At 67.3% G+C, this 26217-nt stretch carries 21 protein-coding genes and 1 tRNA gene; 13 read left to right on the top strand and 9 right to left on the bottom strand.

Translation table 11 applies throughout. The features are described from left to right. Positions 1-66 precede the first annotated feature (66 nt). Genes hpt through dacB form a run of 4 tightly spaced genes read right to left on the bottom strand, consistent with a single transcriptional unit; the run spans position 67 to position 4049 of the window. On the bottom strand, positions 67-657 hold the full coding sequence (hpt, locus tag G6N18_RS18515; RefSeq protein WP_067222180.1) for a hypoxanthine phosphoribosyltransferase: 591 nt from the start codon (positions 655-657) through the stop codon (positions 67-69). Further along, positions 644-1633, bottom strand: a complete 990-nt coding sequence (tilS, locus tag G6N18_RS18510; RefSeq protein ID WP_067222177.1) for a tRNA lysidine(34) synthetase TilS — start codon at positions 1631-1633, stop codon at positions 644-646. Before tilS ends, hpt begins: the two co-directional genes overlap by 14 nt. After that, positions 1612-2673 carry an Rv3626c family coenzyme F420 biosynthesis-associated protein gene (locus G6N18_RS18505; protein ID WP_109749516.1) on the bottom strand — a complete coding sequence of 354 codons (1062 nt, stop codon included), beginning with the start codon at positions 2671-2673 and terminating at the stop codon, positions 1612-1614. The genes tilS and G6N18_RS18505 overlap by 22 nt, the downstream gene beginning before the upstream one ends. After that, entirely contained in the window at positions 2670-4049 is a 1380-nt protein-coding gene (gene dacB, locus G6N18_RS18500; RefSeq protein WP_083004620.1) for a D-alanyl-D-alanine carboxypeptidase/D-alanyl-D-alanine endopeptidase, read from the bottom strand. The genes G6N18_RS18505 and dacB overlap by 4 nt, the downstream gene beginning before the upstream one ends. Before the next feature lie 113 nt (positions 4050-4162). On the opposite strand from dacB, the gene G6N18_RS18495 reads away from it, so the two are divergent. The 3 genes from G6N18_RS18495 to G6N18_RS18485 all read left to right on the top strand — a co-directional run bounded on the left by G6N18_RS18495 (position 4163) and on the right by G6N18_RS18485 (position 6440). Then, the gene (locus tag G6N18_RS18495; protein ID WP_067222171.1) at positions 4163-4651 is read left to right on the top strand and encodes an inorganic diphosphatase; all 489 of its coding nucleotides are present in this window, start codon (positions 4163-4165) and stop codon (positions 4649-4651) included. Between the two features lie 82 nt (positions 4652-4733). Beyond that, positions 4734-5255, top strand: a complete 522-nt coding sequence (locus tag G6N18_RS18490; RefSeq protein ID WP_234806207.1) for a 2-oxo-4-hydroxy-4-carboxy-5-ureidoimidazoline decarboxylase — start codon at positions 4734-4736, stop codon at positions 5253-5255. A 33-nt stretch (positions 5256-5288) separates the two neighbouring features. After that, complete coding sequence (locus G6N18_RS18485) at positions 5289-6440, top strand: serine hydrolase domain-containing protein (protein WP_083004795.1); 1152 nt, start codon at positions 5289-5291, stop codon at positions 6438-6440. Between the two features lie 4 nt (positions 6441-6444). Here G6N18_RS18485 and G6N18_RS18480 read toward each other — a convergent pair whose 3' ends face one another. Continuing rightward, positions 6445-7452: a TerC family protein gene (locus G6N18_RS18480; protein ID WP_067222167.1), complete on the bottom strand. Its 1008-nt coding sequence runs from the start codon at positions 7450-7452 to the stop codon at positions 6445-6447. 248 nt (positions 7453-7700) lie between these two features. On the opposite strand from G6N18_RS18480, the gene G6N18_RS18475 reads away from it, so the two are divergent. The 4 genes from G6N18_RS18475 to G6N18_RS18460 are packed head-to-tail and all read left to right on the top strand — an operon-like array spanning position 7701 to position 15580. After that, positions 7701-11618 carry a Pls/PosA family non-ribosomal peptide synthetase gene (locus G6N18_RS18475; protein ID WP_083004617.1) on the top strand — a complete coding sequence of 1306 codons (3918 nt, stop codon included), beginning with the start codon at positions 7701-7703 and terminating at the stop codon, positions 11616-11618. Then, entirely contained in the window at positions 11615-12973 is a 1359-nt protein-coding gene (locus G6N18_RS18470) for a M1 family metallopeptidase (RefSeq protein ID WP_083004792.1), read from the top strand. Before G6N18_RS18475 ends, G6N18_RS18470 begins: the two co-directional genes overlap by 4 nt. Next, on the top strand, positions 12970-14247 hold the full coding sequence (locus tag G6N18_RS18465) for a hypothetical protein (RefSeq protein ID WP_083004614.1): 1278 nt from the start codon (positions 12970-12972) through the stop codon (positions 14245-14247). Before G6N18_RS18470 ends, G6N18_RS18465 begins: the two co-directional genes overlap by 4 nt. A 13-nt stretch (positions 14248-14260) precedes the next feature. After that, a complete protein-coding gene (locus tag G6N18_RS18460; RefSeq protein ID WP_083004611.1) occupies positions 14261-15580 on the top strand; it encodes a hypothetical protein in 1320 nt (439 codons plus the stop codon). Positions 15581-15672: 92 nt separating this feature from the next. On the opposite strand, the gene G6N18_RS18455 is transcribed toward G6N18_RS18460, so the two are convergent. After that, positions 15673-15981, bottom strand: a complete 309-nt coding sequence (locus tag G6N18_RS18455) for a hypothetical protein (protein ID WP_163689760.1) — start codon at positions 15979-15981, stop codon at positions 15673-15675. 22 nt (positions 15982-16003) lie between these two features. On the opposite strand from G6N18_RS18455, the gene G6N18_RS18450 reads away from it, so the two are divergent. The 4 genes from G6N18_RS18450 to G6N18_RS18435 are packed head-to-tail and all read left to right on the top strand — an operon-like array spanning position 16004 to position 20532. Beyond that, positions 16004-17212, top strand: a complete 1209-nt coding sequence (locus tag G6N18_RS18450; protein WP_083004603.1) for an RNA-guided endonuclease InsQ/TnpB family protein — start codon at positions 16004-16006, stop codon at positions 17210-17212. 49 nt (positions 17213-17261) lie between these two features. Then, the gene (gene galE, locus G6N18_RS18445) at positions 17262-18227 is read left to right on the top strand and encodes a UDP-glucose 4-epimerase GalE (RefSeq protein ID WP_234806206.1); all 966 of its coding nucleotides are present in this window, start codon (positions 17262-17264) and stop codon (positions 18225-18227) included. A gap of 49 nt (positions 18228-18276) precedes the next feature. Continuing rightward, positions 18277-20001, top strand: coding sequence for a hypothetical protein (locus G6N18_RS18440; RefSeq protein WP_407663531.1), 1725 nt, complete (start codon positions 18277-18279; stop codon positions 19999-20001). A gap of 24 nt (positions 20002-20025) precedes the next feature. Then, entirely contained in the window at positions 20026-20532 is a 507-nt protein-coding gene (locus G6N18_RS18435) for an EspA/EspE family type VII secretion system effector (protein WP_083004597.1), read from the top strand. A 145-nt stretch (positions 20533-20677) separates the two neighbouring features. On the opposite strand, the gene G6N18_RS18430 is transcribed toward G6N18_RS18435, so the two are convergent. The 3 genes from G6N18_RS18430 to G6N18_RS18420 form a co-directional block, all read right to left on the bottom strand. Beyond that, positions 20678-21877: an IS481 family transposase gene (locus G6N18_RS18430; protein WP_163689902.1), complete on the bottom strand. Its 1200-nt coding sequence runs from the start codon at positions 21875-21877 to the stop codon at positions 20678-20680. Between the two features lie 110 nt (positions 21878-21987). Continuing rightward, positions 21988-22063 (bottom strand) — tRNA-Thr (locus tag G6N18_RS18425). Positions 22064-22148: 85 nt separating this feature from the next. Next, positions 22149-23357 (bottom strand): DNA polymerase III subunit delta', encoded by a 1209-nt coding sequence (locus G6N18_RS18420; protein WP_067222151.1) that lies wholly within the window; start codon positions 23355-23357, stop codon positions 22149-22151. 88 nt (positions 23358-23445) lie between these two features. On the opposite strand from G6N18_RS18420, the gene G6N18_RS18415 reads away from it, so the two are divergent. Continuing rightward, entirely contained in the window at positions 23446-25047 is a 1602-nt protein-coding gene (locus G6N18_RS18415; RefSeq protein WP_179962450.1) for an adenylate/guanylate cyclase domain-containing protein, read from the top strand. After that, the gene (locus G6N18_RS18410) at positions 25044-26207 is read left to right on the top strand and encodes a hypothetical protein (RefSeq protein WP_083000268.1); all 1164 of its coding nucleotides are present in this window, start codon (positions 25044-25046) and stop codon (positions 26205-26207) included. The genes G6N18_RS18415 and G6N18_RS18410 overlap by 4 nt, the downstream gene beginning before the upstream one ends. The last annotated feature ends 10 nt before the right edge of the window (positions 26208-26217 follow it).

The following is a 26217-nucleotide window of genomic DNA, read 5'->3' as shown; positions in this document are numbered from 1 at the left end:
TTGCGGCCCGCTACTCGCCCGTTGTCGGCAAAACGTTGAGTGGTGTGACGCGCGAGGATCGTCGCCCTATTGCTGGTCGTAGACCTTCGGGTCCAGCGTCCCGATGTAGTTGAGGTCGCGGTAGCGCTCGGCGTAGTCCAATCCGTAGCCGACGACGAACTCGTTGGGGATGTCGAAGCCGACGTAGGCGATGGCGACGTCGGCGCGCACGGCGTCGGGTTTGCGCATCAGCGTGCACACCCGCAGCGAACGGGGATGGCGGGTCGCGAGGTTGCGCAACAACCAGGACAGGGTCAGGCCGGAATCCACGATGTCCTCGACGATGAGCACGTCGCGGTCGTTGATGTCGCGGTCGAGGTCCTTGAGGATGCGCACGACGCCCGACGACGACGTAGACGAGCCATACGAGCTGACCGCCATGAACTCTAACTGCGTCGGCAGCGGAATCGCGCGCGCGAGGTCGGTGACGAAGAACACCGCGCCCTTGAGCACGGTCACCAGCAGCAGGTCTTGGCCTCCGGCCTCGACGGCGTCGCGGTACTCCTCGCCGATGCGTGCACCGAGTTCGGCGATCTTTGCCTGAATCTCGTCGGACGACAGCAGCACCGACTTGATGTCGCCGGAGTACAGCTCGGCGGGTTGCTCAGGCACGGGCACAGTTTTCCACGTTTCGCACCGGCTCGGTGTGCAGGGTCAGCATGCCGTCACGGCGAGCGGCGATCAGCCGTCGCTCGCGCAGGCGGGATCCGACCGCCACCCCGCCTTGGCCTCGCCACGCGGTCACCAGGGCGTCCACTCCGCGGATCTGCTTGTCGGTCAGGTCGCTGCCGCCACCGTCGAGCAGCCAGCGACGAATCACCCGCAGCCGCAGGGATTCCGGCAATACGGTCAGCTTTTCGGTGTCGAGTGCACCGTCGCGGCGAAGCCCGCTCAGGGCGCGGTCGGCCAGTTCGTCGAGGGTGTCGGTGTCGGCCCGCAGTGCGCTCGCGGTGCGGGCCAGCGCCTCGGCGACGCCGCCGCCGAGCACGTCTTCGAGCAGTGGCAACACCTCCTCCCGCAGCCGGACCCGGGTGAAGCGGCGGTCGGAGTTGTGCGGATCCTGCCACGGAGTCAGTCCGAGCTCGGCGCACGCGGCCCGGGTCACCGCCCGCCGAACGCCGAGCAGCGGCCGGTACCACGGCGGGTCACACGGTCGCATGCCGGCGATGGACCGCGGCCCGGAGCCGCGGCCCAACCCCAGCAGCACCGTCTCGGCCTGGTCGTCCAGCGTGTGCCCGAGCAGCACCGGCGCCCCGTCCCGGGCTGCGTCGAGCGCCCGGTAGCGGGCGGTGCGGGCCGCCGCTTCCGGTCCGCCTACGGTGCCGATGTCGATGCGGATAATCTGTGTCGCAACGCATCCCAGTGACTTCGCCTGCTGCTGTGCGGTTTGCGCCACGGCCGCAGAGTCCAGCTGCAGCTGGTGATCCACGATCAACGCGGTGGTCGGTTTGACACCGGCCGCGGCTGAGGTCAACGCCAGCGAATCCGCACCTCCGGACAGCGCGACGCACCAGCGGTCGTCACCGGCACCGTGGTCACGGGCGAACGCTGTGACAGCCGCCCGTAACGCGGCTACAGCACCCTGTCGATCCATCGTTGCGGCTCATCGATTTCTGTTGGCAGAGGCAGTGTTTCGGGGCCGGACCACACGGAGTTGAACCGGGCCATCCCGACAGCGGACACCACGTGGTCGACGAATGCCTTGCCGCGGGTGTACTGGCTGAGCTTGGCGTCGAACCCGAGCAATGCGCGCACCACCCGCTGCAGTGGTGGCTGTTTGCGTTGACGCCGCTCGTCGAACCGGCTGCGGATGGTGGCCACCGACGGCACCACCGCTGGGCCGACAGCGTCCATCACGTGGTCTGCGTGACCCTCGAGCAGCGTGCCCAACACCAGAAGCTGGTCGAGTGCCTCGCGCTGCGGCTCGGACTGCACCGCCCGCAGCAGCCCGATCACACCGTTCGAATTGGCATCCGGCGCAATCCCGTTGGCGTTCCCGCGGCGACCACGAATGAATTCGGCGAGTCGCGAGACCATTTCGGCGATGTCGTCGCTGTTTTCCTCGGTGAGTACGGCGAGCGCTCGAGACATGTGGTCTGCCAGCCATGGGTTGGCGCGGAACTGCACTCGGTGGGTGACCTCGTGCAGGCACACCCACAGCCGGAAGTCATAGGGCTGCAGGCGAAGTTGCCGTTCCACGGCGATCACGTTGGGGTAGACCAGCAGCAGTTCACCGCCGTCGGGGCCGAACGGGTCGTACTGGCCGAGGATGCCCGACGAGACGAATGCGAGCACCGCGCCGGTCTGGGCGCCGGTTATCCGCCCGCTGATGAAGCCTTTGGGATTCTCCGTCCCACCGGTCATCACGCGCATGGATCGCGTGGCCGCGCGGATCCACTGTGGCCGGTCCACGATCCTGGCCTCGGGGATCTCGCCGCCCTCGTTCAATCCGGTGACCTCGCGCACCGGCAGTTCAGCGGAGCGCGCCGCCTCGGACAACTGCTCGATCACCTGACGTCGCGTGTACTCGCTCGACGCCGGGCCCGGGCGGGCCAACTTCTGCCCGATGGTCGCCGCGAATTTCCAGTCGACGGCGCGGCCGACGGAGGGCGAGGACTTGGTCGTGGATGTCATGCGCTGCATCCGCACCTTCGCAGCGTGGCGGCCAGGTTGTCGAGCGCGATGCGTCCGGTCGGGCCGGCGTCGTTGGAGATCAGCGCGAACGTCAGGACGCGTCCACTCGCGTCGGTGACGATGCCGGCCAGTGAGTTGGTGCCGGTCAGCGACCCCGTCTTGGCGCGCAGGAAACCGGCGGCGGGCTTGACGATGGCGGTGTCCAGATAACGGTTGGACAGTGTTCCGCTGCCCCCGGCGATCGGCAGCAGATCGACCAGCGGCCGCAGCGACGGATGGTCGCTTCCGGCCGCCGACTGGACCACCTCGTCCAGCGTCTCCGCAGTGAGGCGGTCATCGACAGACAGTCCGCTGGAATCGAACAATCGCGCGCCGGCGGTGTCGATCCCGGCATCCTCGAGAGCGCCGAGCGTCGCACGGACGGCACCGTCGAAGCTCTGCGGCAGGTTCCTCTCCGCAGCCACCTCCCGGCCGATCGCCTCGGCCATCACGTTGTCCGAGGCGTTCATCATCTCGCGCAGCCGCGGGATCAGCGGAGGCGACTGCACCGCGGCGATCTCCTTGGCGCCGCCGGCGCTTCCGGGCTGCACGCTCACCTTCGCCGGGTCGATCTCCAGCGCGGCCGCCAGCGCCCGGCCGGCGTCCAGCGCGGGTGTGTGCGAACGCGCGGAGTCCACGCTGACCGGTTGGGTGCGCCCGCAGTCGAGCATCACCGACTCCATCGGCGCGATGTCCCCGCCGTCGATGTCCAGCGGATCCCAGCCCGGCGCCATCGTCGGGCCGCTGTAGGTGCTGGTGTCGACCTGCACGGCCGTCACCTCGATGCCAGTGCTTCGGACCTGCTCGGCCAGGTCGCTGATCCGGGCCGCGTCGTGGTACCAGGTTTCCTGCCCGTCGGGCGCGGCCGACAGGGTCGGGTCGCCGCCCCCTTTGAGCACCACCGCCCCGGGCCTGCTGCCGCTGTACACGCGGGTGGTCAGCCGGGCGTCGCGGTCCAGTGTCAGCAACGCTGCGGCGGCGGTCAGCGTCTTGTTGGTCGACGCCGGCTGCATCGGCACCTCGGCTTCCTGCTCCCACAGCGACGTTCCGGTGATGGCGTCGGTGACCTGGCCGGTTAGGTGGCCCAGGTTCGGGTCCGCCAGCGCCGGCGCGAGCATGGCGGCCAGCCGGTGCGGTGCCGGCCTCGGCGCCGAATCAGCAACCGGCACGACGGCGGGGTGCGCGGTCGCGGGCGCGGGCGCCGGCTTGACGGCGGCGGCTTCGGTCGACGGACCCGCGGTGAGCAGCGCGGCCACCACCACGACCACGGCGATCAGCACCAACACCGCCAGCCCGACCGCCATATGCGTGGATCGTCGCCACCCAGTGGGCCGCATACCCCTCCTGCTCATCTAGACCGCCCCCGTACAGCAGCGTATCGCTCCATTAAGGTTGACCCGCGTTCTCACAGGACGACCCAGACCAGAGCACAGGGCAAGGAGCCATCGCCGTGCAGTTCGACGCAGTCATCGAGATTCCCAAGGGTTCGCGCAACAAATACGAGGTGGACCACGACACCGGCCGGGTGAAGTTGGACCGCTACCTGTATACGTCGATGGCCTATCCGACCGACTACGGATTCTTCGAAGACACCCTCGGTGAGGACGGCGACCCGCTCGACGCGCTGGTCCTGCTGCCCGAATCGGTGTTCCCCGGCTGCGTCGTCGAGGTCCGTCCGGTCGCCATGTTCCAGATGACCGACGAGGCCGGCGGCGACGACAAGGTGCTGTGCGTGCCCGCCGGCGACCCGCGGTGGGAGCACATCAAGGACCTCGGAGACGTCCCCTCCTTCGAACTCGAGGCCATCAAGCACTTCTTCGTGCACTACAAGGACCTCGAACCGGGTAAGTACGTCAAGGCCGCCGACTGGGTGGGCCGCGAGAAGGCCGAGGCCGAAGTGCAGGCGTCGGTGGAGCGGTTCAAGAAATCCGGCCACTGAGCCTGGGCACTGCGCGCACTGAATTTTCCTCGATGTAACCCGAGGTAACCTGCCCGTACTCCACGGCTTCGATCATGAATTTGTGTTGATGCATCAGGGGATCGGCCTCGACGTGTTCAACGCGATGCCGATGCGCAGGGCCGTGCACGCCGTGTACGAGTGCTGCTACAGCGTGCCGTTGGCCGCCGACCTGGCACGCGCTCGTCCCTACCTCGACCACGCCACGTTGTTCCGCGAGGCCGACGCGTTGCTGTTCGGGTTGTCAGAGGCCTCCGTCGACTCGATCCTCGAGGCCCATCCCGACATCGGACGGCGGCCGGGCAGCGCGAAATCGCGGGCCGAGCAGTGCGCGATCTGGTGCGACAAACCCGAGGTGATGGAGCAGCTGGGGACGGCGGCCAAGCGCTACTTCGAGCACTTCGGATTCGGCTTCGTGATGTGTGTAACCGGCTACGAGGCCCCCGATGTACTGGCGACGATGACCGACCGGATGCACAACGACGTCGACACCGAGCGCAAGATCGTCCGCAACGAGTTGGCCCGGATCAACCGCACCCGCCTCGAGCGCATGCTGGGTCCCGAGGGCGGCTACGACAACTGGTGATGCTCGGTGTGGTGCACCGGGCATGATGAGCCGATGCACAACATCATCGACGGCCAGTGGGACAGCCGTTTCGACCAGGTGGCCGAGGCGCTGGCCGACGAGATCACCAAGGGCGAGGAACTCGGCGCGTCCATCGCCGTCGACATCGACGGCGAGTCCGTCGTCGACATCTGGGGCGGCCACGCCGATCGCGCCAAGACGATCGCGTGGGGCCGCGACACGATCGTCAACTTCTGGTCCTGCACCAAAACCCTCACGGCGCTGGCGGGGTTGATGGTCATCGACCGGGGCCAGCTCGACCCCTACGCCCCGGTCGCGGACTACTGGCCGGAGTTCGCGGCGAACGGCAAGCAGGACATCGAAGTCCGGCAGCTGTTGGCGCACACCTCCGGCGTGTCGGGCTGGGAGGCGCCGTTTCGTCTCGAGGACATGTACGACTGGGACAGTTCGACCAGCCACCTGGCGGGCCAGGCCCCGTGGTGGCCGCCCGGGACGGCGTCGGGCTATCACGCACTCAACTACGGCCACCTGATCGGCGAGGTGATCCGGCGCGTCACCGGCAAGACGCTCAAGGAGTTCGTGCGCGACGAGATCGCCGCGCCGTTGAACGCCGACGTGCAGATCGGCGCCGGACCCGACGACGACCACCGGATCGCCGAGCTGATCCCACCTCCGCCGCTCGAGCTGCCGTTCGACCTGCTGCCGCAGGACCATCCGATGCTGAAGACGTTTGGCACGATCCGGCCCGACCAGGATGTCGCCGCGATCGCCGAGACGACGGCGTGGCGGCGCGCGGACATCGGCGGCGCCAACGGCCACGGCAACGCTCGAGGGCTCGCGCGGGCCCTGTCGCCGATCTCGCTGGGCGGCAAGGCGAACGGTGTGCAGCTGTTACGTCCCGAGACCATCGACCTGATCTTCGACGAGCAGTCCGACGGCCCGGATCAGGTGTTGATCATCCCGCTGCGCTTCGGCATCGGCTTCGGACTGCCTTGTCCGGCAAGCGTTCCCGCTATCCCGGAAGGGAAGATCTGCTTCTGGGGCGGCTGGGGCGGTTCGATGGCGGTGATGGATGTCGACCGTCGCACGACGTTGACTTATGTGATGAACCGGATGGGTCCGGGCACCACCGGAACCGAGCGCACCAACCGCTACGCGAAACTCGTCTACGAAGCTCTCGCCTGACCGCTCAGCGCGAATCGATCGATTTCGGGGTTTCGCTCGCACCGTTCTTCACGTCGTGCACCCGCGTCTTGTAAAGGCTCGCCGCGGTGGTGATGAGCAGCGTCACGACGATCACACCCAGCGACAGAAGCGTCGGGATCTCGGGCACCGGAACGTGCTCGCCGCCGTTGATGAACGGCACCTCGTTCTCGTGTAGCGCATGCAGCAGTAGCTTCACCCCGATGAACCCCAGGATGAACGCGAGGCCCTGGGACAAGAAGACCAGTCGCTTGAGCAGGTCGCCCAGCAGGAAGTACAGCTGGCGCAACCCCATCAGCGCGAACACGTTCGCCGTGAAGACCAGGTACGGCTCCTGTGTCAGGCCGTAAATGGCCGGAATGGAGTCGAGCGCGAAGATCAGGTCAGTGGTGCCGAGCGCGACGATGACGAGGAACATCGGCGTCATCAGCCGCTTGCCGTTGTCCTTCACCCACAGCTTCAGGCCGTCCCACTTGTCGGTCATGCTCAGGTGGTTGCGTGCGAACCTCACCACGATGTTGTCGCCGTCGTCCTCGTGATCGGTGTCGCGGGCGAGGTTGATCGCGGTGTAGATCAGGAACGCGGCGAAGATGTAGAACACCCACGAGAACTGGTTGATCGCCACGGCGCCCAGAGCGATGAAGATGCCGCGGAAGATCAACGCCAGGATGATGCCCACCAGAAGCGCCTGCTGCTGGTACTTCCTGGGCACGTTGAAGCTCGCCATGATGATCAGGAACACGAACAGGTTGTCCACCGACAGGCTGTATTCGGTGAGCCAGCCGGCGAAGAACTCGAGCCCGTACTGGCCGCCGTGGAAGAACCAGGTCCACAACCCGAACGCGATCGCCAGCCCGACGTAGATCGTCAGCGCGATCCCGGTCTCCCGTTTCGACGGTTCGTGCGGCCGTCGGCCGATCACGACGACGTCGAACAGCAGGATGCCGATCGTCACGCTCAGCGTGATGATCCATTCGAGTTGGGAAACGTTCACTGATCCTCCGGTCGTCAAAAGCGCCGGAGGTCTCTTCCACCGCCACGACGGCTCGTGCCGGCCCGCAGCACCGGTCGTCCGATGACGGCCGACGTGATGACGACGCCGCGGCGAAGGAATACTCCCCTCCGCAGCCGATTCTGCCAGGTACCTGCGGATGACCGAAACCGGGGGAAATCAAACAATCGTGATCACGCCCAGCGTGCGGCGCGGGCGACACAAGCGCGTCGCTGGGTAGTTTTGTAGCCGTGACTGGGCAGTTGCCGCCGGAAGTACCGCCTCAATACGTGTTGTCCCCGGTGGCGCCGGCGCCTCGCACGCTCATCGACATCCTCTACGAAACCGCGGGCCGCCATCCCGAAGCGCCCGCCATCGACGACGGCGAGGTGCAGCTCACCTACGCCGAACTCATCACCGACATCGAGGACAGCGTGCGGTGGCTGGCCGCGCGGGGCATCGGCCGCGGCGACCGGATCGGCATCCGCATGCCGTCGGGCAGTTACGCGCTGTACGTCGCGATCCTTGCGACGCTGGCCACCGGTGCCGCCTACGTGCCCGTCGATGCCGACGATCCGCAGGAGCGGGCCGAACTGGTGTTCACCGAGGCCAACGTGGTGGCCATCATCACCGAAGCAGGGCTTTCCCGCGGGCCCGGTTCTTCGCGTGGCTGGCGCGCGGTGTCGCCACTGGGCCGCGACGACGCGTGGATCATCTTCACGTCCGGCTCGACCGGCACCCCGAAAGGTGTCGCGGTCACCCACCGCAGCGCCGCCGCGTTCGTCGATGCCGAGGCACGAATGTTCCTGCAAGACAATCCGATCGGACCGGGCGACCGCGTGCTGGCCGGGTTGTCGGTGGCGTTCGACGCGTCGTGCGAGGAGATGTGGCTGGCCTGGCGGCACGGAGCCTGTCTGGTGCCCGCGCCGCGGTCGCTGGTGCGCAGCGGAATGGATTTGGGACCGTGGCTGGTCGCACGCGACATCACCGTGGTGTCCACGGTGCCGACCCTGGCCGCCCTGTGGCCTGCGGAGGCGCTCGAGGCGGTGCGCCTGCTGATCTTCGGCGGTGAAGCCTGCCCGCCCGACCTGGCGGACCGGCTGGCCGTCGAGGGCCGCGAGGTGTGGAACACCTACGGACCCACCGAGGCGACCGTCGTGGCATGCGCCGCCCGCCTGACCGGAGACGGCCCGGTGAGCATCGGGCTACCGCTGGCCGGCTGGGACCTGGCCGTGGTCGATCCAAACGGTGAGCCGGTGCCGTACGGCGAGGTGGGCGAGCTCGTTATCGGGGGGGTGGGCCTGGCGCGCTACCTCGACCGTGACAAGGACGCGGAGAAATACGCGCCGATGCCGCTGCTGGGGTGGTCGCGCGCCTACCGCAGTGGTGACCTGGTGCGGCTGGAATGCGACGGCCTCTACTTCGTCGGCCGCGCCGACGACCAGGTCAAGGTCGGCGGGCGGCGCATCGAACTGGGTGAGGTGGACGCCGCGCTGGTCAACCTGCCCGGGGTGAGCGGCGGCGCAGCCGCGGTGCGCCGAACGGCCAGCGGCACGCCGCTGCTGGTCGGCTACGTCGCCAGCGCCGACCCGTCGTTCGACCTCGCGAAGGCGCGTGTCACGCTGGCCGAGACATTGCCTGCGGCGCTGGTCCCACGACTCGTGCTCGTCGACGACCTGCCGACCCGCACGTCGGGCAAGGTCGACCGCGACGCGCTGCCGTGGCCGATCGACCCGGCCCGAAGCGACGCCGGAGACCACGGCGCCGACCTGGCGGGCACGATGGGCTGGCTCGCCGGCCTATGGCGCGACGTGCTGGCCGCCCCGGTGGACGGCCCCGAGGCGGACTTCTTCGCACTCGGCGGGGGCTCACTGTCGGCGGCGAAACTGGTCGCCGCGTTACGCGGGCGGCATCCTCAGGTGACCGTCGGGGACCTCTACGACCATCCTCGGCTGGGTTCGCTGGCGAGCTTCCTCGACGAATTGGATCCACCGCCGCAGGTGGCTGCGCGCGAGGTGAAGCCGACGTCGCATCTCGCGCAGGGGGTACAGGTGGTGTTGTCGCTGCCGCTGGCCACGCTGACCGGGTTGCAGTGGGTGGTGTGGCTGGCGTTGGCCAACAACGTTCTGGCCGGCCTGGTGCCGTGGACCACGCAGCTGAACTGGTGGTGGGTGGGTGTCGGCTTCGTCCTGTTCGTCACACCGCTCGGCCGGATGGGCATCGCGGCGCTGTGCGCCCGACTGCTGCTCGGCGGGCTGCAACCCGGCACCTACCGGCGCGGCGGGCCCGTCCACCTGCGGGTGTGGCTCGCCGAGCGGATCGCCGAAGCCAGCGGTGCCGAAAACCTTTCGGGTGCACCGTGGTTGGTGTTCTACGCGCGGGCACTGGGCAACATAGTCGGCAAGGGCGTGGACTTGCACTCGACTCCGCCGGTGACCGGCATGCTCAAGCTCGGGCACCGCAGCTCGATCGAGCCCGAGGTCGATTTGTCCGGCCACTGGATCGACGGCGACCGGTTCCACGTCGGGCCGATCACGGTCGGGAACGACGCGACCATCGGTGCGCGCACGACGCTGCTGCCGGGCGCCGTCGTCGGAAAGAACGCCGATGTGGCGCCCGGGTCCGGAGTCGTCGGCAAGGTGAAAAACGGTCAATACTGGAAGGGTTCGCCCGCGGTGAAGTCGGGCAAGGCGCGGCACCCGTGGCCGGACCACCGCCCGCGCCGGGCCCCGCTGTGGGTAGCGGTCTACGGCGTTACCTCCCTTTTCCTCGGCGGGCTGCCGCTGCTCGCGATCGCCGCCGGGTTGGCCGTGCTGGGTTACGGCATCCGCGATACCGAGTCGGTGACGGACGCGATCGTGCCCGCTGTCCTGTGGACGCCGGTCGCGACGCTGGCTGCGGCGCTGACCTACGCGGTGTTGACGGTGGCCGGAGTGCGACTGCTGTCGCTGGGACTACGGGAGGGCTATCACCCGGTGCGCAGCCGCGCCGGATGGCAGATCTGGGCCACCGAGCGCCTGATGGACGCCGCGCGCACATATCTGTTCCCGATCTATGCAAGCCTGCTCACGCCGTGGTGGTTGCGACTTCTCGGCGCCAAAGTGGGTCGCGGAACAGAGATTTCGACGGCGCTGTTCACCCCGAAGTTCACGGTCGTGGAGGACGGCGCATTCCTGGCCGACGACACCATGGTGGCTTCCTATGAACTGGGCGGCGGCTGGATCCACGTTGCGAAGGCGACAATCGGCAAGCGCGCTTTCCTAGGCAACTCGGGCATCACCCAACCGGGCCGCAGGGTGCCCGACGACGGGCTGGTGGCGGTGCTGTCGGCGGCCCCACGTAAAGCCAAGGCGGGGTCGTCCTGGCTGGGCAGTCCGCCGGTCAGGTTGCGCCGCAAACCGACCGCGGCCGACGCGCTGCGCACGTTTCGACCGTCGGCACGGCTGAAGCTGCTGCGCGGGCTGGTCGAGACGTGCCGCATCGCTGCGCTGATCGTGACGTTCGGGATCGGTGTCGCGGTGTTGTTGGTCCTGCAGTGGCTGGCCGTGCATACCGGTTGGGGGTGGGCTGCGCTGGCCGGTGGTGCGGTGCTGCTGGCGGCGGGCGCCGTCGCCGGCGTCACCGCCGTTGTCGCGAAATGGCTTGTGGTCGGCCGTATCGAGGCCCTCGAGCATCCCCTGTGGTCACCGTTCGTCTGGCGTAACGAGGTCTCCGACACCTTCGTCGAAACCGTCGCAGCGCCCTGGTTCGCGCGCGCCGCCAGCGGCACGCCGGTGATGAACCTGTGGCTGCGCGCACTGGGCGCCCGAATCGGCCGCGGTGTCTGGTGCGAGACGTACTGGCTGCCGGAGGCCGACCTGGTCACGCTCGAGACGGGCGCCACCGTCAACCGTGGCTGCGTGGTGCAGACCCACCTGTTCCACGACAGGATCATGCGAATGGACACCGTTGTGCTCGAACGCGGTTCGACACTCGGCACCCATTGTGTCGCACTGCCCGCGGCGCGCATCGGTGCGGGAGCGACCGTCGGCCCGGCTTCGCTCGTGATGCGTGGCGACGAGGTGCCCCCGTCCACCCGCTGGCAGGGCAACCCCATCGCGCCGTGGATTGCGCCGCGCAAGAAGCGCCGCGGCGCGTCGGCATCTTCGACCAGAACAACGGCCGCGTGACGAGCAGCAAGAAGAAGACCGCGGATGCGAGGAGCGGAGGTGCCGGGGCGCCGGTCATCGACCCGTACGTGCCGGCCAGCGGCAACTTCGGGTACCGGGTGTCACGCTATGAACTCGATCTCGAGTACAAGGTGGCGATCAACCGGCTCGCGGGCACGGCGACGATCATCGCGGTGACGCTGGCGGCGTTGCGCACGTTCACCCTTGACCTCACCGACACGCTGTCGGCGACGAAGGTGACCGTCAACGACGCCCGCCCGCAACGGTTTCGCAGCTCGGCGGGCAAACTGCACATCGCGTTGCGCGACACGTTGCCTGCAGGTGCGGCGATGACGATCGTCGTGCGCTACGGCGGCGTCCCGCGGCCCATCCGGTCGCTCTGGGGTGACATCGGGTTCGAGGAGCTGACCGACGGAGCCCTGGTCGCCGGTCAGCCGAACGGCGCACCGTCATGGTTTCCCTGCGACGACCACCCGAGTGCCAAGGCGAGCTTTCGCATCCAGATCACCACCGAGAGCCCGTACCGTGCGATCGCCAACGGCGAGTTGATGTCCCGGCGTGCCCGGGCCGGGATGACGACGTGGACCTACGAGCTGCCGGAGCCGACGTCGACATATCTGGTCACGGTGCAGATCGGGATGTACGAGCGGCATCGCATGGCCGAGAACGGCGTTCCGATCGACGCAGTGCTGCCGGACCGGTTGCGTCGCGACTTCGAACACGACTTCGCCCGCCAACCGCAGATGATGAAGCTGTTCGTCAAGTTGTTCGGGGCCTACCCGCTGAGCGAGGGTTACACCGTCGTGGTCACCGACGACGACCTCGAGATTCCGCTGGAGGCGCAGGGCATTTCGATCTTCGGTGCCAATCACTGCGACGGCGGCCGCGGCGCCGAGCGGCTCATCGCGCATGAACTCGCCCATCAGTGGTTCGGGAACTCGGTGACCGCGAAGCGGTGGCGCCACATCTGGCTGCACGAGGGGTTCGCCTGCTACGCCGAATGGTTGTGGTCGGAGAACTCCGGCGGACGCAGCGCCGAGGACTGGGCGCACCACTACCATCAGCGGCTCGCACACTCGCCACAGGACCTTGTCCTCGCCGACCCGGGGCCACGGGACATGTTCGACGACCGGGTGTACAAGCGCGGCGCGCTGACGTTGCACGTACTGCGGCGCCATCTCGGTGATGACAACTTCTTTGCACTACTGCAGGATTGGACTGCGCGCTACCGGCACAGCACGGTGGTGACCGACGACTTCACCGCACTGGCATCGCATTACGCGAGTGAGTCACTGCGCCCGCTGTGGGACTGCTGGCTGTATTCGACCGACCTTCCCGCCCTGGATCCGCCGTGACCGATGCGGGCGCGCCGTTCGATGCCCTCAGCGCAAGCGGCACAGCGCCGTCCGGCCCGGCCGCACGAGGCAGCGTCGCTCGGGTCGGTGCGGCGACCGCGGTGTCCGCGTTGTGTGGATACACGGTGCTGTATCTGGCGGCCCGCGACCTCGAGCCAGTGGGTTTTTCGGTGTTCGGGGTGTTCTGGGGAGCGTTCGGACTGGCCACGGGTGCGGCGTTCGGCCTGCTGCAGGAGGCCACCCGCGAAGTGCGCACCGCCGGTGATCTCGAGGCAACCGACGGGCCACACACCCGTCCGGTGCGGGTGGCCGCCGTCGTCGGCGTCGTATCGGCAGCGGCCATCGCGGTCACCTCACCACTGTGGTCGGAGCACGTGTTCGTCGAAGCGCGGTGGATCTCGCTCGCGTTGCTAGCCGTCGGCCTGGCCGGGTTCTGTCTGCACGCAACGCTGCTCGGGATGCTGGCGGGTTTGAACAGGTGGACGGCATACGGCTCGCTGATGGTGGCCGACGCCGGCCTGCGGGTGCTGGTGGCCATCGCAACGTTTCTGATCAGCTGGGGGCTGGTCGGCTATCTGTGGGCCACCGTGGCGGGTGCGGTGGCATGGCTGCTCATGCTGATCGCCTCACCCGGCACCCGGCACGCGGCCGGCCTGCTGACCCCGGTCCGCACCGCGACGTTCCTGCGGGGCGCGATGCACTCGATCGCCGCGGCGGGCGCCAGCGCGATCCTGGTTATGGGATTTCCGGTGCTGCTCAAGGCGACCACGGGCGACCTCGGCGCGGCCGGAGGTGTGGTGATCCTCGCGGTGACGCTGACCCGGGCGCCGCTGCTTGTTCCGCTGACCGCGATGCAGGGAAACCTGATCGCCCACTTCGTCGACCAACGCGCGCACCGGTTGCGTGCGCTGGCCGCCCCCGCGATCCTGGTCACCGCTGTCGGTTCGCTGGGCATGCTGGCCGCGTGGACGGTCGGACCGTGGTTGCTGCGCAGCGGGTTCGGCGCGGAGTACCGGGCCGAGGGCTCGCTGCTGGCCTGGCTGACGGCCGGGGCGACCGCGATCGCGTTGCTCACGCTGACCGGTGCGGCGGCGGTGGCGGCGTCCCTGCACCGCGCGTACTCGCTGGGCTGGGTGTCGGCAACGGTCGCGTCGACGCTGTTGCTGCTGTTGCCGCTCGACCTGCAGACCCGCACGGTGATCGCGCTGATGTGCGGGCCGGTGGTCGGTATCGCGGTGCACCTGTGGGCGCTTGCCCGGGGCCGGACGGGGTGATCGACGGGACACAATGCGCGCCTATGCTGCCGGGGTGCACGTCTGGAGAAAATTTCTCGGCGGATTGATCGCGCGTGCGGTAAGTCTTCGAGACGTCCTCGCGTTCATTGTTCGACATGAATGGCTCTTTGCGGTTAGCGTCACCGGGGCAATACTCGGCTTACTACCGTTGCTGCCGCTTCCGCGCTTGCAGGTCGTGCAAGTAGGCATCGGCGTCCTGGGCCTAGGCGTCACTCTGGTCTTGTTAGTGCGCGACGTCCGCGCCGTGTTCGATAAACACTCACCATGGGAGTTCGGCGACGCCCTGCCTCTCTTCCCGCCCGAAATCACTGTTCGAGATCCCGGTCTTCCTCTGACCGTGAGAATGGCCCGCGGGACGATGTCGACCTCTGCACACGTGAACCGAGCAATAGCCGATTGGAATCCCGCGATCGATTGGAGGACGGACGAGTTCCGCCTCGAAGGCCTATTGCAAGAGAGAGCACCCGCAATGGTGTTCAGGACGACTCGCGGCAAGTACCGCTACAACAGCTTGTGCGTCCGTATGGAATCCGACCTGGACGAGCACACGGTCGGTGAACCCCTGCCGGTCGTGCTACGTCCCGCGCGTTACTTCGACGGGCTGTGTTCCAACATGCTCACGCCATGGAATATCAGCCATCACGGCGTGCCATGGCATTTTCGCGAGGAGTACTTGCTCACACCGTCCACAGCCGGCGAGTCGGTCGTCGTGCCCCTAAGTGTGAGCGCGCTAGCAAACCTTTTGGGCGTCTCAACACTCGCTATGACAACCGACGACTTCCTAGTACTCCCACTGCAGTCGGAAGCAAGTAGCAGTTCGGCTCGGCTTCTCGCGCCTTCGGGCTCCGGCTCGCTGGAACCAAGGGACCTTTCCGACTCCGCCGCGTCCACGTTACTCAGGGGCGTGGAGCGCGAACTACGCGAAGAATGCGGGTTGACGCGTTCTGATATTGCGGGTAGCAGGCTTATCGGGTTTGGCAGATGGCTCGAACACGGCGGCAAGCCGGAATTCATTGCGTTGACTGCGCTGACGATTGAAGCGGGAGCAATCCGTCGCAAACCCAAGTGGGCAGAGCTGTCCGAGGCGGTGTGGACTCAATCGGTTGCAGTTGTGCCGCTTTGCGAGTCGAGTCGGATTGCGGATCCATATACAGAACCGGGGTCGGTTACCGCAATGGTCACCGGCGATTATTCACTGTATGGCAGCGCATCTGTGCCGCTCGAATTTGCGGTCAGATGCTTGATCGACACATTGCAACAGCGGCCGAGCACGGTGTCGGAGCTCCGTTCTCTCGTAAGGAAGATCGAATGACCAAATTCTTAGTCGTTGACCTCAGACTTCAGCGCGAGGTAGCCCTATTGCTCAGGAGCGCCGGGGTTGCTCGGCGTTCAGAATGGTCGTGCTTATCCCTCGATGTATTGCTGAATGATGGACGTCGGTGCGCCTCCGGTGAATTCGCGGCCCGCCACGTAGGTCGTTCGACCGTTGACCGGGCGCGCCAGGACGGAGATCGCCAGCTTTGGCTGATGGGCGAAGAGCGAATGCACCCGCTCGGATTTGCCGTTGGACTCGCATACCGCCCGCATCATGTGCTCGCGGAAGTTGAGCAGAGCGTCGGTGAACGCTGCGCGTCTCCACGTGAACACAAGAATCATGTGGTCGCGCAGGAACGACACGCTGTGTCGACCCCAGCGATGCGTTTCAGTTGTCACAGGCTGGCCTTACAGTCGGGTTATGCACATGCGTTTCCGGTATCGCATCGAACCGACACCGGGTCAGCAGATGACTCTGGCGCGGGTCTTTGGGTGTTGCCGGGTAGTGTTCAACGACGCGCTACGGGTCCGTGGCGACGCCTATCGGGCGGGGTTCACACTGTCCCACAGCGAGATTCAGCGCCGCGTCATCACCGTAGCCAAAACTACCACCGAGCGGGCCTGGCTGTGCGAGGTGCCCAGTGTAGCGTTGGTGCAGTCGGTCAACGACTCTCGCCGCGCCTGGCAGAATTATTTCAACTCCCACACTGGGAAACGCAAGGGACGCACGATGGGGCGGCCGCGGATGAAATCCCGCAAGGATTACCGGCAGTCGTTCCGACTTACCCGCAACGGATTTTCGGTTCGGTCCAACGGGCGGTTGTATCTCGCCAAGATCGGCGAGGTGCGGGTGCGCTGGTCGCGGGATCTGCCGTGCGAGCCGTCGTCAGTCACCATCATCCGCGAGCCGGATGGGCATTTCTACGCCAGCTTCGTGGTCGATGTACCAGCGTCACCGTTACCGCCGGTGGAGCAGGAGGCTGGGGTGGATGTTGGCCTGACCCGGTTGGCGACGATCTCGGCAACGGACGGCACTCGAGTCGACGTTCTAAATCCGAAGCATCTCAGACGCAAGCTGCGCAAGCTGGCGCGGTTGGAGCGGGAAAAGTCCCGTCGGCAGAAAGGATCAGTGAACAGAGAGAAATCGCGGCGCAAGGTTGCTGTCGCGCACAACGAGGTGGCTCGCGCGAGGCGCGACTATCACCACAAGCAGGCTTTGGCGCTGGTTCGCGACAACCAAGTGATCCACGTCGAAGACCTCAACATCGTGGGCATGCTCAAAAACCGTCGCCTCGCTCGCTCGATCTCGGATGCGGGCTGGGGACAGTTCGTGCGGATCATTGGCGAGAAGGCCGACCGCTACGGGCGCACCGTGCATCAGGTGTCGCGATGGTTGGCCTCGAGCAAGACATGCTCGCAGTGCGGACATCGGCTCGACGAACTTCCACTACAAGTGCGTTCGTGGACTTGCCCGGCTTGCTGGGTGGTCCACGACCGCGATCACAACGCCGCCAAAGTCATTCTCGCCGCCGGGCGGGCGGAGAGACTAAACGCTTGCCGAGCCCCGGTAAGTCCTCCCGATCGAGAGGTTCGGGGCGATGAAGCAAGAAGCATCCCAACAGCGGGGTAGCCGCACGGGAGTTCCCGCTATTCATGGCGGGGAGCACGTCAATTGGTTGGTGACCGGCGGCGCGGGATACATCGGTTCGCATGTGGTGCGCGCTTTCTCGGCCGCCGACGTGCCTGTGGTGGTGATCGACGACTTCTCGACCGGTCTCGAGCGATTCGTTCCCTCGACCGTCCCTCTGGTGCGCGGCAGCCTGCTCGACGGTGAACTCGTCGCCCGTACGCTCGACGAGCATCGCGTGTCCGGCGTCGTACACATCGCGGGCTTCAAGTACGCAGGCGTCTCGGTGCAACGGCCGCTACACACCTACGAGCAGAACGTCTCTGCGACAGTCACGCTGCTCAAGGCGATGGAGGCCGCCGGCACCGACAAGATCGTGTTCTCGTCCAGCGCGGCCACCTATGGCACACCGGATGTCGACATCGTCACGGAGCAGACGCCGACCGCACCCGAATCGCCCTACGGTGTCAGTAAGCTGGTGGGCGAGTGGATCATTCGCGACGCGGCCCGTCCGTCCGACTTGCGGCACACGAGCCTGCGTTACTTCAATGTGGTCGGCTCCGGGTCGGAGGAACTGTTCGACGTCAGCCCACACAACCTATTTCCCCTGGTGTTCGACATGCTCTGCCGCGGCGAGACCCCGCGGATCAACGGTGCGGACTACCCCACCCCGGACGGCACCTGCGTGCGCGACTACATCCACGTGTCGGATCTGGCGCTCGCGCACGTCGCCGCGGCAAAGCGATTGGCCGCCGACGAGCCGATCGAACCCGTCTACAACCTCGGCAGCGGTAACGGCACCTCGGTTCGCGAGATCATGACGACGATCCGCGATGTCACCGGCTTCGACTTCGAGCCGGTCATCGCCGCGCGCCGACCCGGTGACCCGGCGCGCATCGTCGCCTCCGGCGATCTGGCGGCGCGCGACCTGGACTGGCAGATGCGGCATTCGTTGGAGGAAATGGTGCGCTCCGCATGGACCGCGCGCCGGCAAGCAGGGGACGCGTATCCCCGGTAATTCCTGGCTGGGCACCTGGGTCGCTCGCACCGCCGTCGTCCTGATCGTCGTGCAGTTGGCGATCCGGGCGGTGCTTGCGTTCGGCGGCTACTTCTACTGGGACGATCTGATCCTGATCGGTCGCGCGGGCACGCAGGCACTGCTGTCGCCGGGATATTTGTTCGACGACCACGACGGCCACGTCATGCCGGGGGCGTTCTTCGTCGCGGGCGGCATCACCCGGTTGGCACCGCTGAACTGGGTTGGCCCGGCGATCAGCCTGCTGGTTCTGCAGTTGCTGGCCTCGTTGGCGTTGCTGCGGACCTTGCACGTGATCCTCGGTTGGCGCCCGGTGTTGTTGCTGCCGTTGACGTTTGCGTTGTTCACGCCGCTGGCGGTGCCCGGCTTCGCGTGGTGGGCCGCGGCATTGAACTCGCTGCCGATGCTGGCCGCGATGGCGTGGGTGTGCGGCGACGCGATCCTGTTGGTGCGCACCGGCAACGGGCGTTACGCGGCGACGGGCTTGTTGGTGTACGTCGGCGGGTTGCTGTTCTTCGAGAAGGCGGCGGTGATCCCGTTCGTCGCATTCGCGGTGGCGGCGCTGCTGGCGTACGTGACCGATACCGCATCGGTGAAAACGGTGTGGCGCAAAGGCATCCGCCTGTGGCTGCCGTCGCTGCTGATTACGGTTGGATGGATCGCCGTGTACCTCGTCGTGGTGGACCAGAAGCGCTGGAGTTTGGACCTGGCGATGACGTGGGACCTGCTCGCGCGGTCGGTGACGCACGGGATTGTGCCGGGCCTGGTCGGCGGGCCGTGGGACTGGCAGCGTTGGGCCCCGGCCTCGCCGTGGGGAACACCGCCGCTGACGGTGATGGTGCTGGGTTGGGTGGCGCTGGCCGCGGTGATTGTGCTGTCGGTGCTGCGGAAGCGGCGCATCGGCGCGGTGTGGCTGGTGGCGGCGGGCTACGCGGTGGCCTGCCAGATCCCGATCTACCTGATGCGGTCGTCGCAGTTCACCGCTTTGGAACTGGCGCAGACGCTGCGCTATCTGCCGGATCTCGTCGTCGTGCTGGCGCTGCTGGCGGCGGTCGGACTGTGCGCGCCGAACCGGGAGAGGTCGGGATGGCTGGACGAGTCGCGGGTGCGCACGGCCGTGATCTGTTCGCTGACCGCGGTATTCGTGGCGAGCAGCCTGTACTCGACCGCGACATTCCTGACGAGTTGGCGCGACAACCCGGCCCAACCGTATCTGCAGAATGCGGTGGCGGGGTTGGCCGAAGCCGCCCGGACGTCCGATGCGCCGATGCTCGACCAGGAGGTCGATCCGATGGTGTTGCAGCGGGTGGTGGGGCCCGAGAACCGCGCCAGCCGCATGTTCGCGCTGCTGTCGGACCGCCCCGAATTCGCCGCAGCCACACCGGAATTGCGGATGCTGGACAGAGCGGGTCGAGTGGTCGACGCGACGGTCACGTGGGTGCGCAGCATCGCACCCGGGCCGGCGCCTGATTGCGGATATCTGGTGCAACCCGATGCCCCGGTCCGGATGCCGTTGGACGGTCCGTTGCTGCCGGCCGACTGGACGGCAGAGATCAACTACCTGGCCAACAGCGACGGCTCGATGATGATGTCGCTGTCGGAAGGGCAGGAAGTCAAGGTGCCGGTCCGACCGGGGCTGAACCGGGTGTTCGTCCGACTGCCGGGGGCCGGAGACGCGATCGACGTGCGCGCGAACACCGCGGCGTTGTCGGTGTGCATCGCGTCGGGGCCGGTCGGATTCGTGGCGCCGAGGTAGTCGGCGGGCTGAGATACTTGACCGATGAGCGTGATCGACGCGTTCCTGACGACTTGGTCGAACGCGCGCCAGACCTATGGTGAGGGCACCCCGCAGACCGGCGCGCAATACGACAACAGCAGCACGCTGCGCGGGCTGCAATCCACCCTGGAGTCGGCCGCACTGGGCCCACGGTGGACCGGCAGCGCGGCCACCGAGTACGACGAGGCCAACACCGAGCACCGGCGGGTGATCGGCCACCTGGCCGATCTGGACCGGCGACTGGCCACCGAAGTCGACAACTCCGCGCAGTCGGTCGACGCCGGCCGGCGCAATCTCGACGACTTGCGCAAGTGGGTCGTCGACACCGCCAACAGCGTCCCGCCGGGCGAGAACGGCGCCCTGATGCGCATGGTCATCGCCCAGAAGGGACTGGCGGAACTGCAGGAAATCATGCACCGCTCCAATGCCGAGTCCCACGCGATCGGCGGACGCATCCGGGCGCTGGAGCAAGAATTTCGCGCGCTCGGCGATCAGAAGTTCCTTCACTGAGTGCACGGCGGAGGTACGCAAATCCGAGAAACCCGTACACCGAGCGTGCGCTCGGCGAAAACCGGAAAGAACTGGAGCCACTGTTGGGCTTCGGTTGATGCTTGTCGGATCGGTTCCGGTTGATTCTTGACACTCGTTGTTGTGTTCAGGGCTCGGTGCTGGTGCGCAGAGCCCTTTTGTTTCTTACCTCGCCGGTGCTATTGCGGGCGGCGGTCTTGACCAGAACGTCGCCGATGTAGAAGCGCAGCAGCTGGCCGTCGACATGGACGTCGCAGCGTGAGCCGCTGTAGTGGCGTCCCAGGCTGACCTGTTGCCAGGACACGCACACCACGCCGTTGGTGGTTACTCGCCTGCTTACCCAATGCGAGCCGGTGCGTTCCTGGCTGCATCCCTCGACTGGTGGCATCGGTGCGGTCGCAGCGGCCGCTGCCGGGTCGGCGCTGAACCGCGAGGCCGGTGTGGCCATCTGTAGCGCCTGATGTGGGCGGGCCGTGTTGTAGAACGCCACCCACTCCTCGAGCGCCTGCTGGGCTGACTTTAGATCCGCGAAAGGCGCATGCCCGCTGAGGAACTCGAGGCGAAGGGTGCGGTGGAACCGTTCGATTTTGCCGGTCGTGGTCGGGCTGCGCGGCTGGGTCAATATGTGATCGATCCCGTGCTGGCGGCAGATCGCATCGAAGAGCACCTCGACCGGCGGATGGTTGAACCGCCCGGTGAACACCTTGCCGTTGTCGGTCAGGATCTGCGCTGGTGCCCCGAACGCCGCTAGCGCGGCACGCAACCCATCGCAGACGGCCCGTGTCCGTTCACGCGCCATCACCGCTGCGCATACACACATTCGCGAGTGATCGTCTATCCCGGTCAACACCTTGGCCGATGTGCCATCAGCCAGGGCGAACCCACCGACCACATCCATCTGCCACAACTCCATCGCCGCGGCCCGTTCCCAGCGCTTCCACTTGCGTGAGCGACGGTCCCGCAGGTGCGGATCGATCATCTGCGCCCGAACCAATGCGCGATAGGCCGCCGATTCCGACGGCACGGGCCTCACACCTCGTTTGGCCAGCTCGAACACCAACCGCCGCGGCCCCCAGTACGGACGTGAGCGGCGCAGTTCCAGCAGACGGGCCTCCACCTCGGCCGGCATCTGATGCGGACACGACACCGGCCGATGCGACCGATCCGCCAACCCTTCCAGACCCTCGGCCTCATACCGGGCCAACCACGCGTGCAACGTCTGGCGCGACACACCAACCTTGTGGGCAACCTGCGAGATCGACAACCCATCGCTGATCACCGCCAACACAGCCTGATACCGCTGCTCAACCACGCTCAACTCCCTCATCTAGGGAGTGTCAAGGATCAACCGAAGTAGGTGTAAAGCATCAGCCGAAACACTGTCAGCCATCAACCGAAGTAAAAACGTCAAGCCTCAGCCGACGTAATACAAAGAACTGGAGCCACCTAGGAGAATCGAACTCCTGACCTGCTCATTACGAGTGAGCCGCTCTGCCGACTGAGCTAAGGTGGCCGGCGCCCGCGATGAGCGCTTGCGCGAGGGGCCAAGCGCCGTAGCGGCGGCACGAGTCTACGGCAGGGCCCGTCGCGGACCCAACTCAGTCGCGCAGTGCGCGCCCGACGGTGGCAACCATCGCGTCGACCGCGAACTTCGGCTTGACGTTCACCGCCAGCGCCTCGCGGCACTCCAGCACCGCCTCGATGCAGCGCAACAGCTTCTCCGGCGACGCGTGCGCGGCGATCTTGGCGACCTCATCACCCATATCGGGATGGTGGTGCTGGACATCACCCGCACCCGAGGCCACCAGCAGCGCGTCGCGGAAGTACGTCGCCAGGTCGATCAGCGCCCGGTCGAGTGAATCACGCGACGCGCGCGTCTTGCGCGACTTCTGCCGTCGCTCAAGGGCATTCAGGGCGCCCGCCGCGCCGCGCAGCGAGCCGGCCGTGCCTTTGCCGGTGCCGCCCGCGCCGAGTGCGGTGCGCAGTTCCTCCGTCTCGGCCTCGTTGCGGTCCACCGTCAGCGCCAAGGCCTCGTCCTCGGCCGTCTTCACCAACTCCTCGGCCGCGGCGTAAGCCCGCGACGGAGTCGCCGCGTCCCGCGCCAACCCCAGCGCCCGCTTCCTGCGCTCGCGCGCCGCCTCGTCGGTGGCCAGCCGCCTGGCCCTGCCGACATGGCCGCCGCTGACCGACGCCGCCCATCGGGCGTCGGCCTCCGGCAGCCCGTCGCTGTCGACCAGCACGTCCGCGATGGCGTCCACCGTCGGTGTCACCAGCGCGACGTGCCGGCACCGCGACCGGAGCGTGATCGCGATGTCCTCCGGGTCCACCGACGGCGCGCACAGCAGGAACACCGTCGACGGCGGCGGCTCCTCCACCACTTTGAGCAGCGCGTTCGCCGCCCCCTCCGTGAGCCGATCGGCATCCTCGATCAACACGATCTGCCATCGCCCGGTGCCCGGCCGCCGAGACGCGATCTGCACGATGCCGCGCATCTCGTCGACGCCGATCGACAGTCCCTCGGGAATGATGCGACGCACATCGGCGTGCGTGCCGGCCATCGTCGTCGTGCACGCCCGGCATTCACCACAGCCGGGCGCACCTTCGGCTGTGCACTGCAGCGCGGCCGCGAAGCACAGCGCCGCAACCGAACGACCCGAACCTGGCGGGCCCGTGATGAGCCAGGCGTGTGTCATGGTCCCGGTCACGAGGCCGGTGTGAGTCGCCTCACCGCGCGCAGCGCGCGCAGCGGCCACCAACTCAGCCTCCACGGCCTGCTGACCCACCAGACGCGAGAAGACACCGCCCATCGCAGATAACAGTAATGCTGCGAACCGACACGTCCGTCTCACACCACCCGTAGACGTCCCCGAGGCCCGATACGGTTGACGCGTGGCCATGGACGCGAGACCGATCGGGCGAATCAGCGCATTCGTCCGCTGGGCCGCGCGCACTCCGTGGCCGGTGTTCACCTTGGGCATGGTGCAGGCCGACATCATCGGCGCCCTGCTGGTCCTGAGCTTCCTGAGGTTCGGCCTGCCGCCCGAGGACCGCATCCAACTGCAGGATCTGCCCGCCTTCAACCTGGCGGTGTTCCTCGGCTTCCTGTTCGTCTCGTTCACCGTTGCCGCGTACTGGAGCCTGCGGCTGCTCATCCCGGTGATGCGCTGGCAGCGCCGCGACATGCTGCTCGGCGACCGCGGCGACCCCGCCGACACCGAAGTGGCCCGCACCCGGGCGCTGAAGATGCCGTTTTACCGGTCGGTGATCAACGTCGTGAACTGGTTCCTCGGCTCGGTGGTGTTCATCGTCGCGAGCTGGCCGGTGGCCAGCAAGTCGGCGCCGGTCGTCGCTGTCGCCACCGGACTGGGCGCCACCGCGACGGCGATCATCGGTTACCTGCAGTCCGAGCGGGTGTTGCGGCCCGTCGCCGTGGCCGCCCTGCGGGGTGGGGTACCGGAGAACTTCCGCGCGCCGGGAGTGATCGCACGCCAGGTGATGACGTGGGTGCTGTCCACCGCCGTGCCGATCATCGCGATCGTGCTGGCGCTGGTGGCCAGCAAGTTCGAGATCCTCACCGCGCCCGCCCACCGCCTCACCACGCCGATCCTGATCCTCGCGATCGCCGCGCTGGTGGTCGGGTTGGCCGGCACCGTCCTGGTGGCCATGTCGATCGCCGACCCGCTGCGCCAGCTGCGCTGGGCACTCGGCGAGGTGCAGCGGGGCAACTACAACGCCCACATGCAGATCTATGACGCCAGCGAGCTGGGGCTGCTGCAGGCAGGCTTCAACGACATGGTCCGCGACCTGGCCGAACGGCAGCGGCTGCGCGACCTGTTCGGCCGTTACGTCGGCGAGGACGTGGCCCGCCGCGCGCTCGAACGCGGGACCGAGCTGGGTGGTCAGGAGCGCGACGTCGCGGTGCTGTTCGTCGACCTGGTCGGCTCGACGCAGCTGGCGGCGACAATCCCCGCCTCCGAGGTAGTCAGCCTGCTCAACGACTTCTTCCGGGTCGTGGTCGACACTGTCAACCGGCACGGCGGCTTCGTCAACAAGTTCCAGGGCGACGCGGCGCTCGCCATCTTCGGCGCACCGATCGAGCACCCCGACGCCTGCGGGGCCGCGCTCGCCGCCTCCCGTGAACTGCACGACGAGCTGATCGAGGTGCTGGGCCAGACCGAGTTCGGCATCGGGGTGTCCGCAGGCCGGGCGATCGCGGGGCACATCGGCGCCCAGGCGCGCTTCGAGTACACGGTGATCGGTGATCCTGTCAACGAGGCGGCGCGACTCACCGAACTGGCGAAACTGGAGGAGGGTCACGTGCTGGCCTCGGCCATCGCCGTCAGCGGGGCGCTCGACGCCGAAGCGCTCTGCTGGGACGTCGGTGAGATCGTCGAATTGCGCGGACGCACCGCCCCGACGCAGTTGGCCAGGCCGGTGAACCTGGTCAACCCCGATGCGGCCGGCAAGAACGACGAAGTCTCGAGCGACGCGTTGTGACCGGCGGATCCGGTGCCGACGATTCCTCGGAACCGGAGGCCACCGTCTCGCCGGGCAGCGCAGGTCTGATCACGCGGTATGCCGATCTGGCTCGCGCGGCCCTAGGCATGGCGGAAGCACCGGTCGCTTCTTACGCGGGGTTGTGGCTACTGCTGGCGAACCTTGCCCCGGTGGCGTCCAGCGCTCATCGGGCCCAGCTCGCCGATGTGCTCGGTGTGCCCTGCGACGACGCCGCTGCGTTGGCCGCCGAACTCCTCGCCGCTCCGCACCCCACCGTCGGCGTCGCGCTCGGCGCATGGTCGCGCGTCCCGGTCCCGGCCGGGCTGGCAACCGCACCCGACGAGCTGCCCGACCAGGCCGGCCTTGACCGGTGGGCGGCCGAGCACACCCGCGGCCTCATCGAGCGGTTCCCGTTGCAGATCAGTCCCGCGACGCTACTCGTTCTCGCCACCGCGCTTGTCCTTCAGCCGCGCTGGACAACCGAACTCGCCAAGCGCGACGGCCTACTGGTCCTCGTCGGCGAACTGCAGGCCCTCGTCGACACCCGCGCTGCGGGACCGGTCGCCGTCGCCAAGCCGCTCAGCGAGGATGGCGTCGATGTCCTGAGCATCATTGCTGCACAAGAGGTTCCGTCGCACGATGTTTGGCGCGCCGTCGATGAGGTCGTCGCCCGGCTAGACGGCGGGGAGCTGCGGCACGGCGAGCACCCCGGCGGGGAACTGATCGACGGGCACGCCTGGACCGTACGGGAAACGACCGAGACGTTCCTCGAATGGGATGCGCCCAACGACTTCGACAATCTGTGGCGCAGCCGCCTGCCGCGCTGGCGTGCCGATGCGCTCAGCAAGCTGACCGGCGCCCCCGGCGTGACCGAGATCGCCAAGTCGCTGGCCGATGTTGCGCCCGAACTCGGCGGCCCGACCGAGTGCACCCAGGCCGCCACGGCGGCCTACGACGAACACGGGTTCAGTGCTGCCGCCGTCACCGCATTCGGTGTGGCCCTGGGCCGCCCGGCGTTCGTCGAGCGCACCGTCCGACGCGTCGAGATCACCTTCGACCGTCCCCACGCCGTCATCGCGATCGCCCGTGGCGGGGCGTGGGAAGGCGTGCCGCTCGTCAACGCGTGGGTGAGGCCCGACATGCACGTCAGTTCGACGTGACGCAAAGCCG

The organism is Mycolicibacterium celeriflavum, assembly GCF_010731795.1.
In the GTDB taxonomy this organism is placed as follows: domain Bacteria; phylum Actinomycetota; class Actinomycetes; order Mycobacteriales; family Mycobacteriaceae; genus Mycobacterium; species Mycobacterium celeriflavum.
Note: the sequence above shows the minus strand (reverse complement) of the source record. Positions and strands in the feature narration are given on the sequence as shown.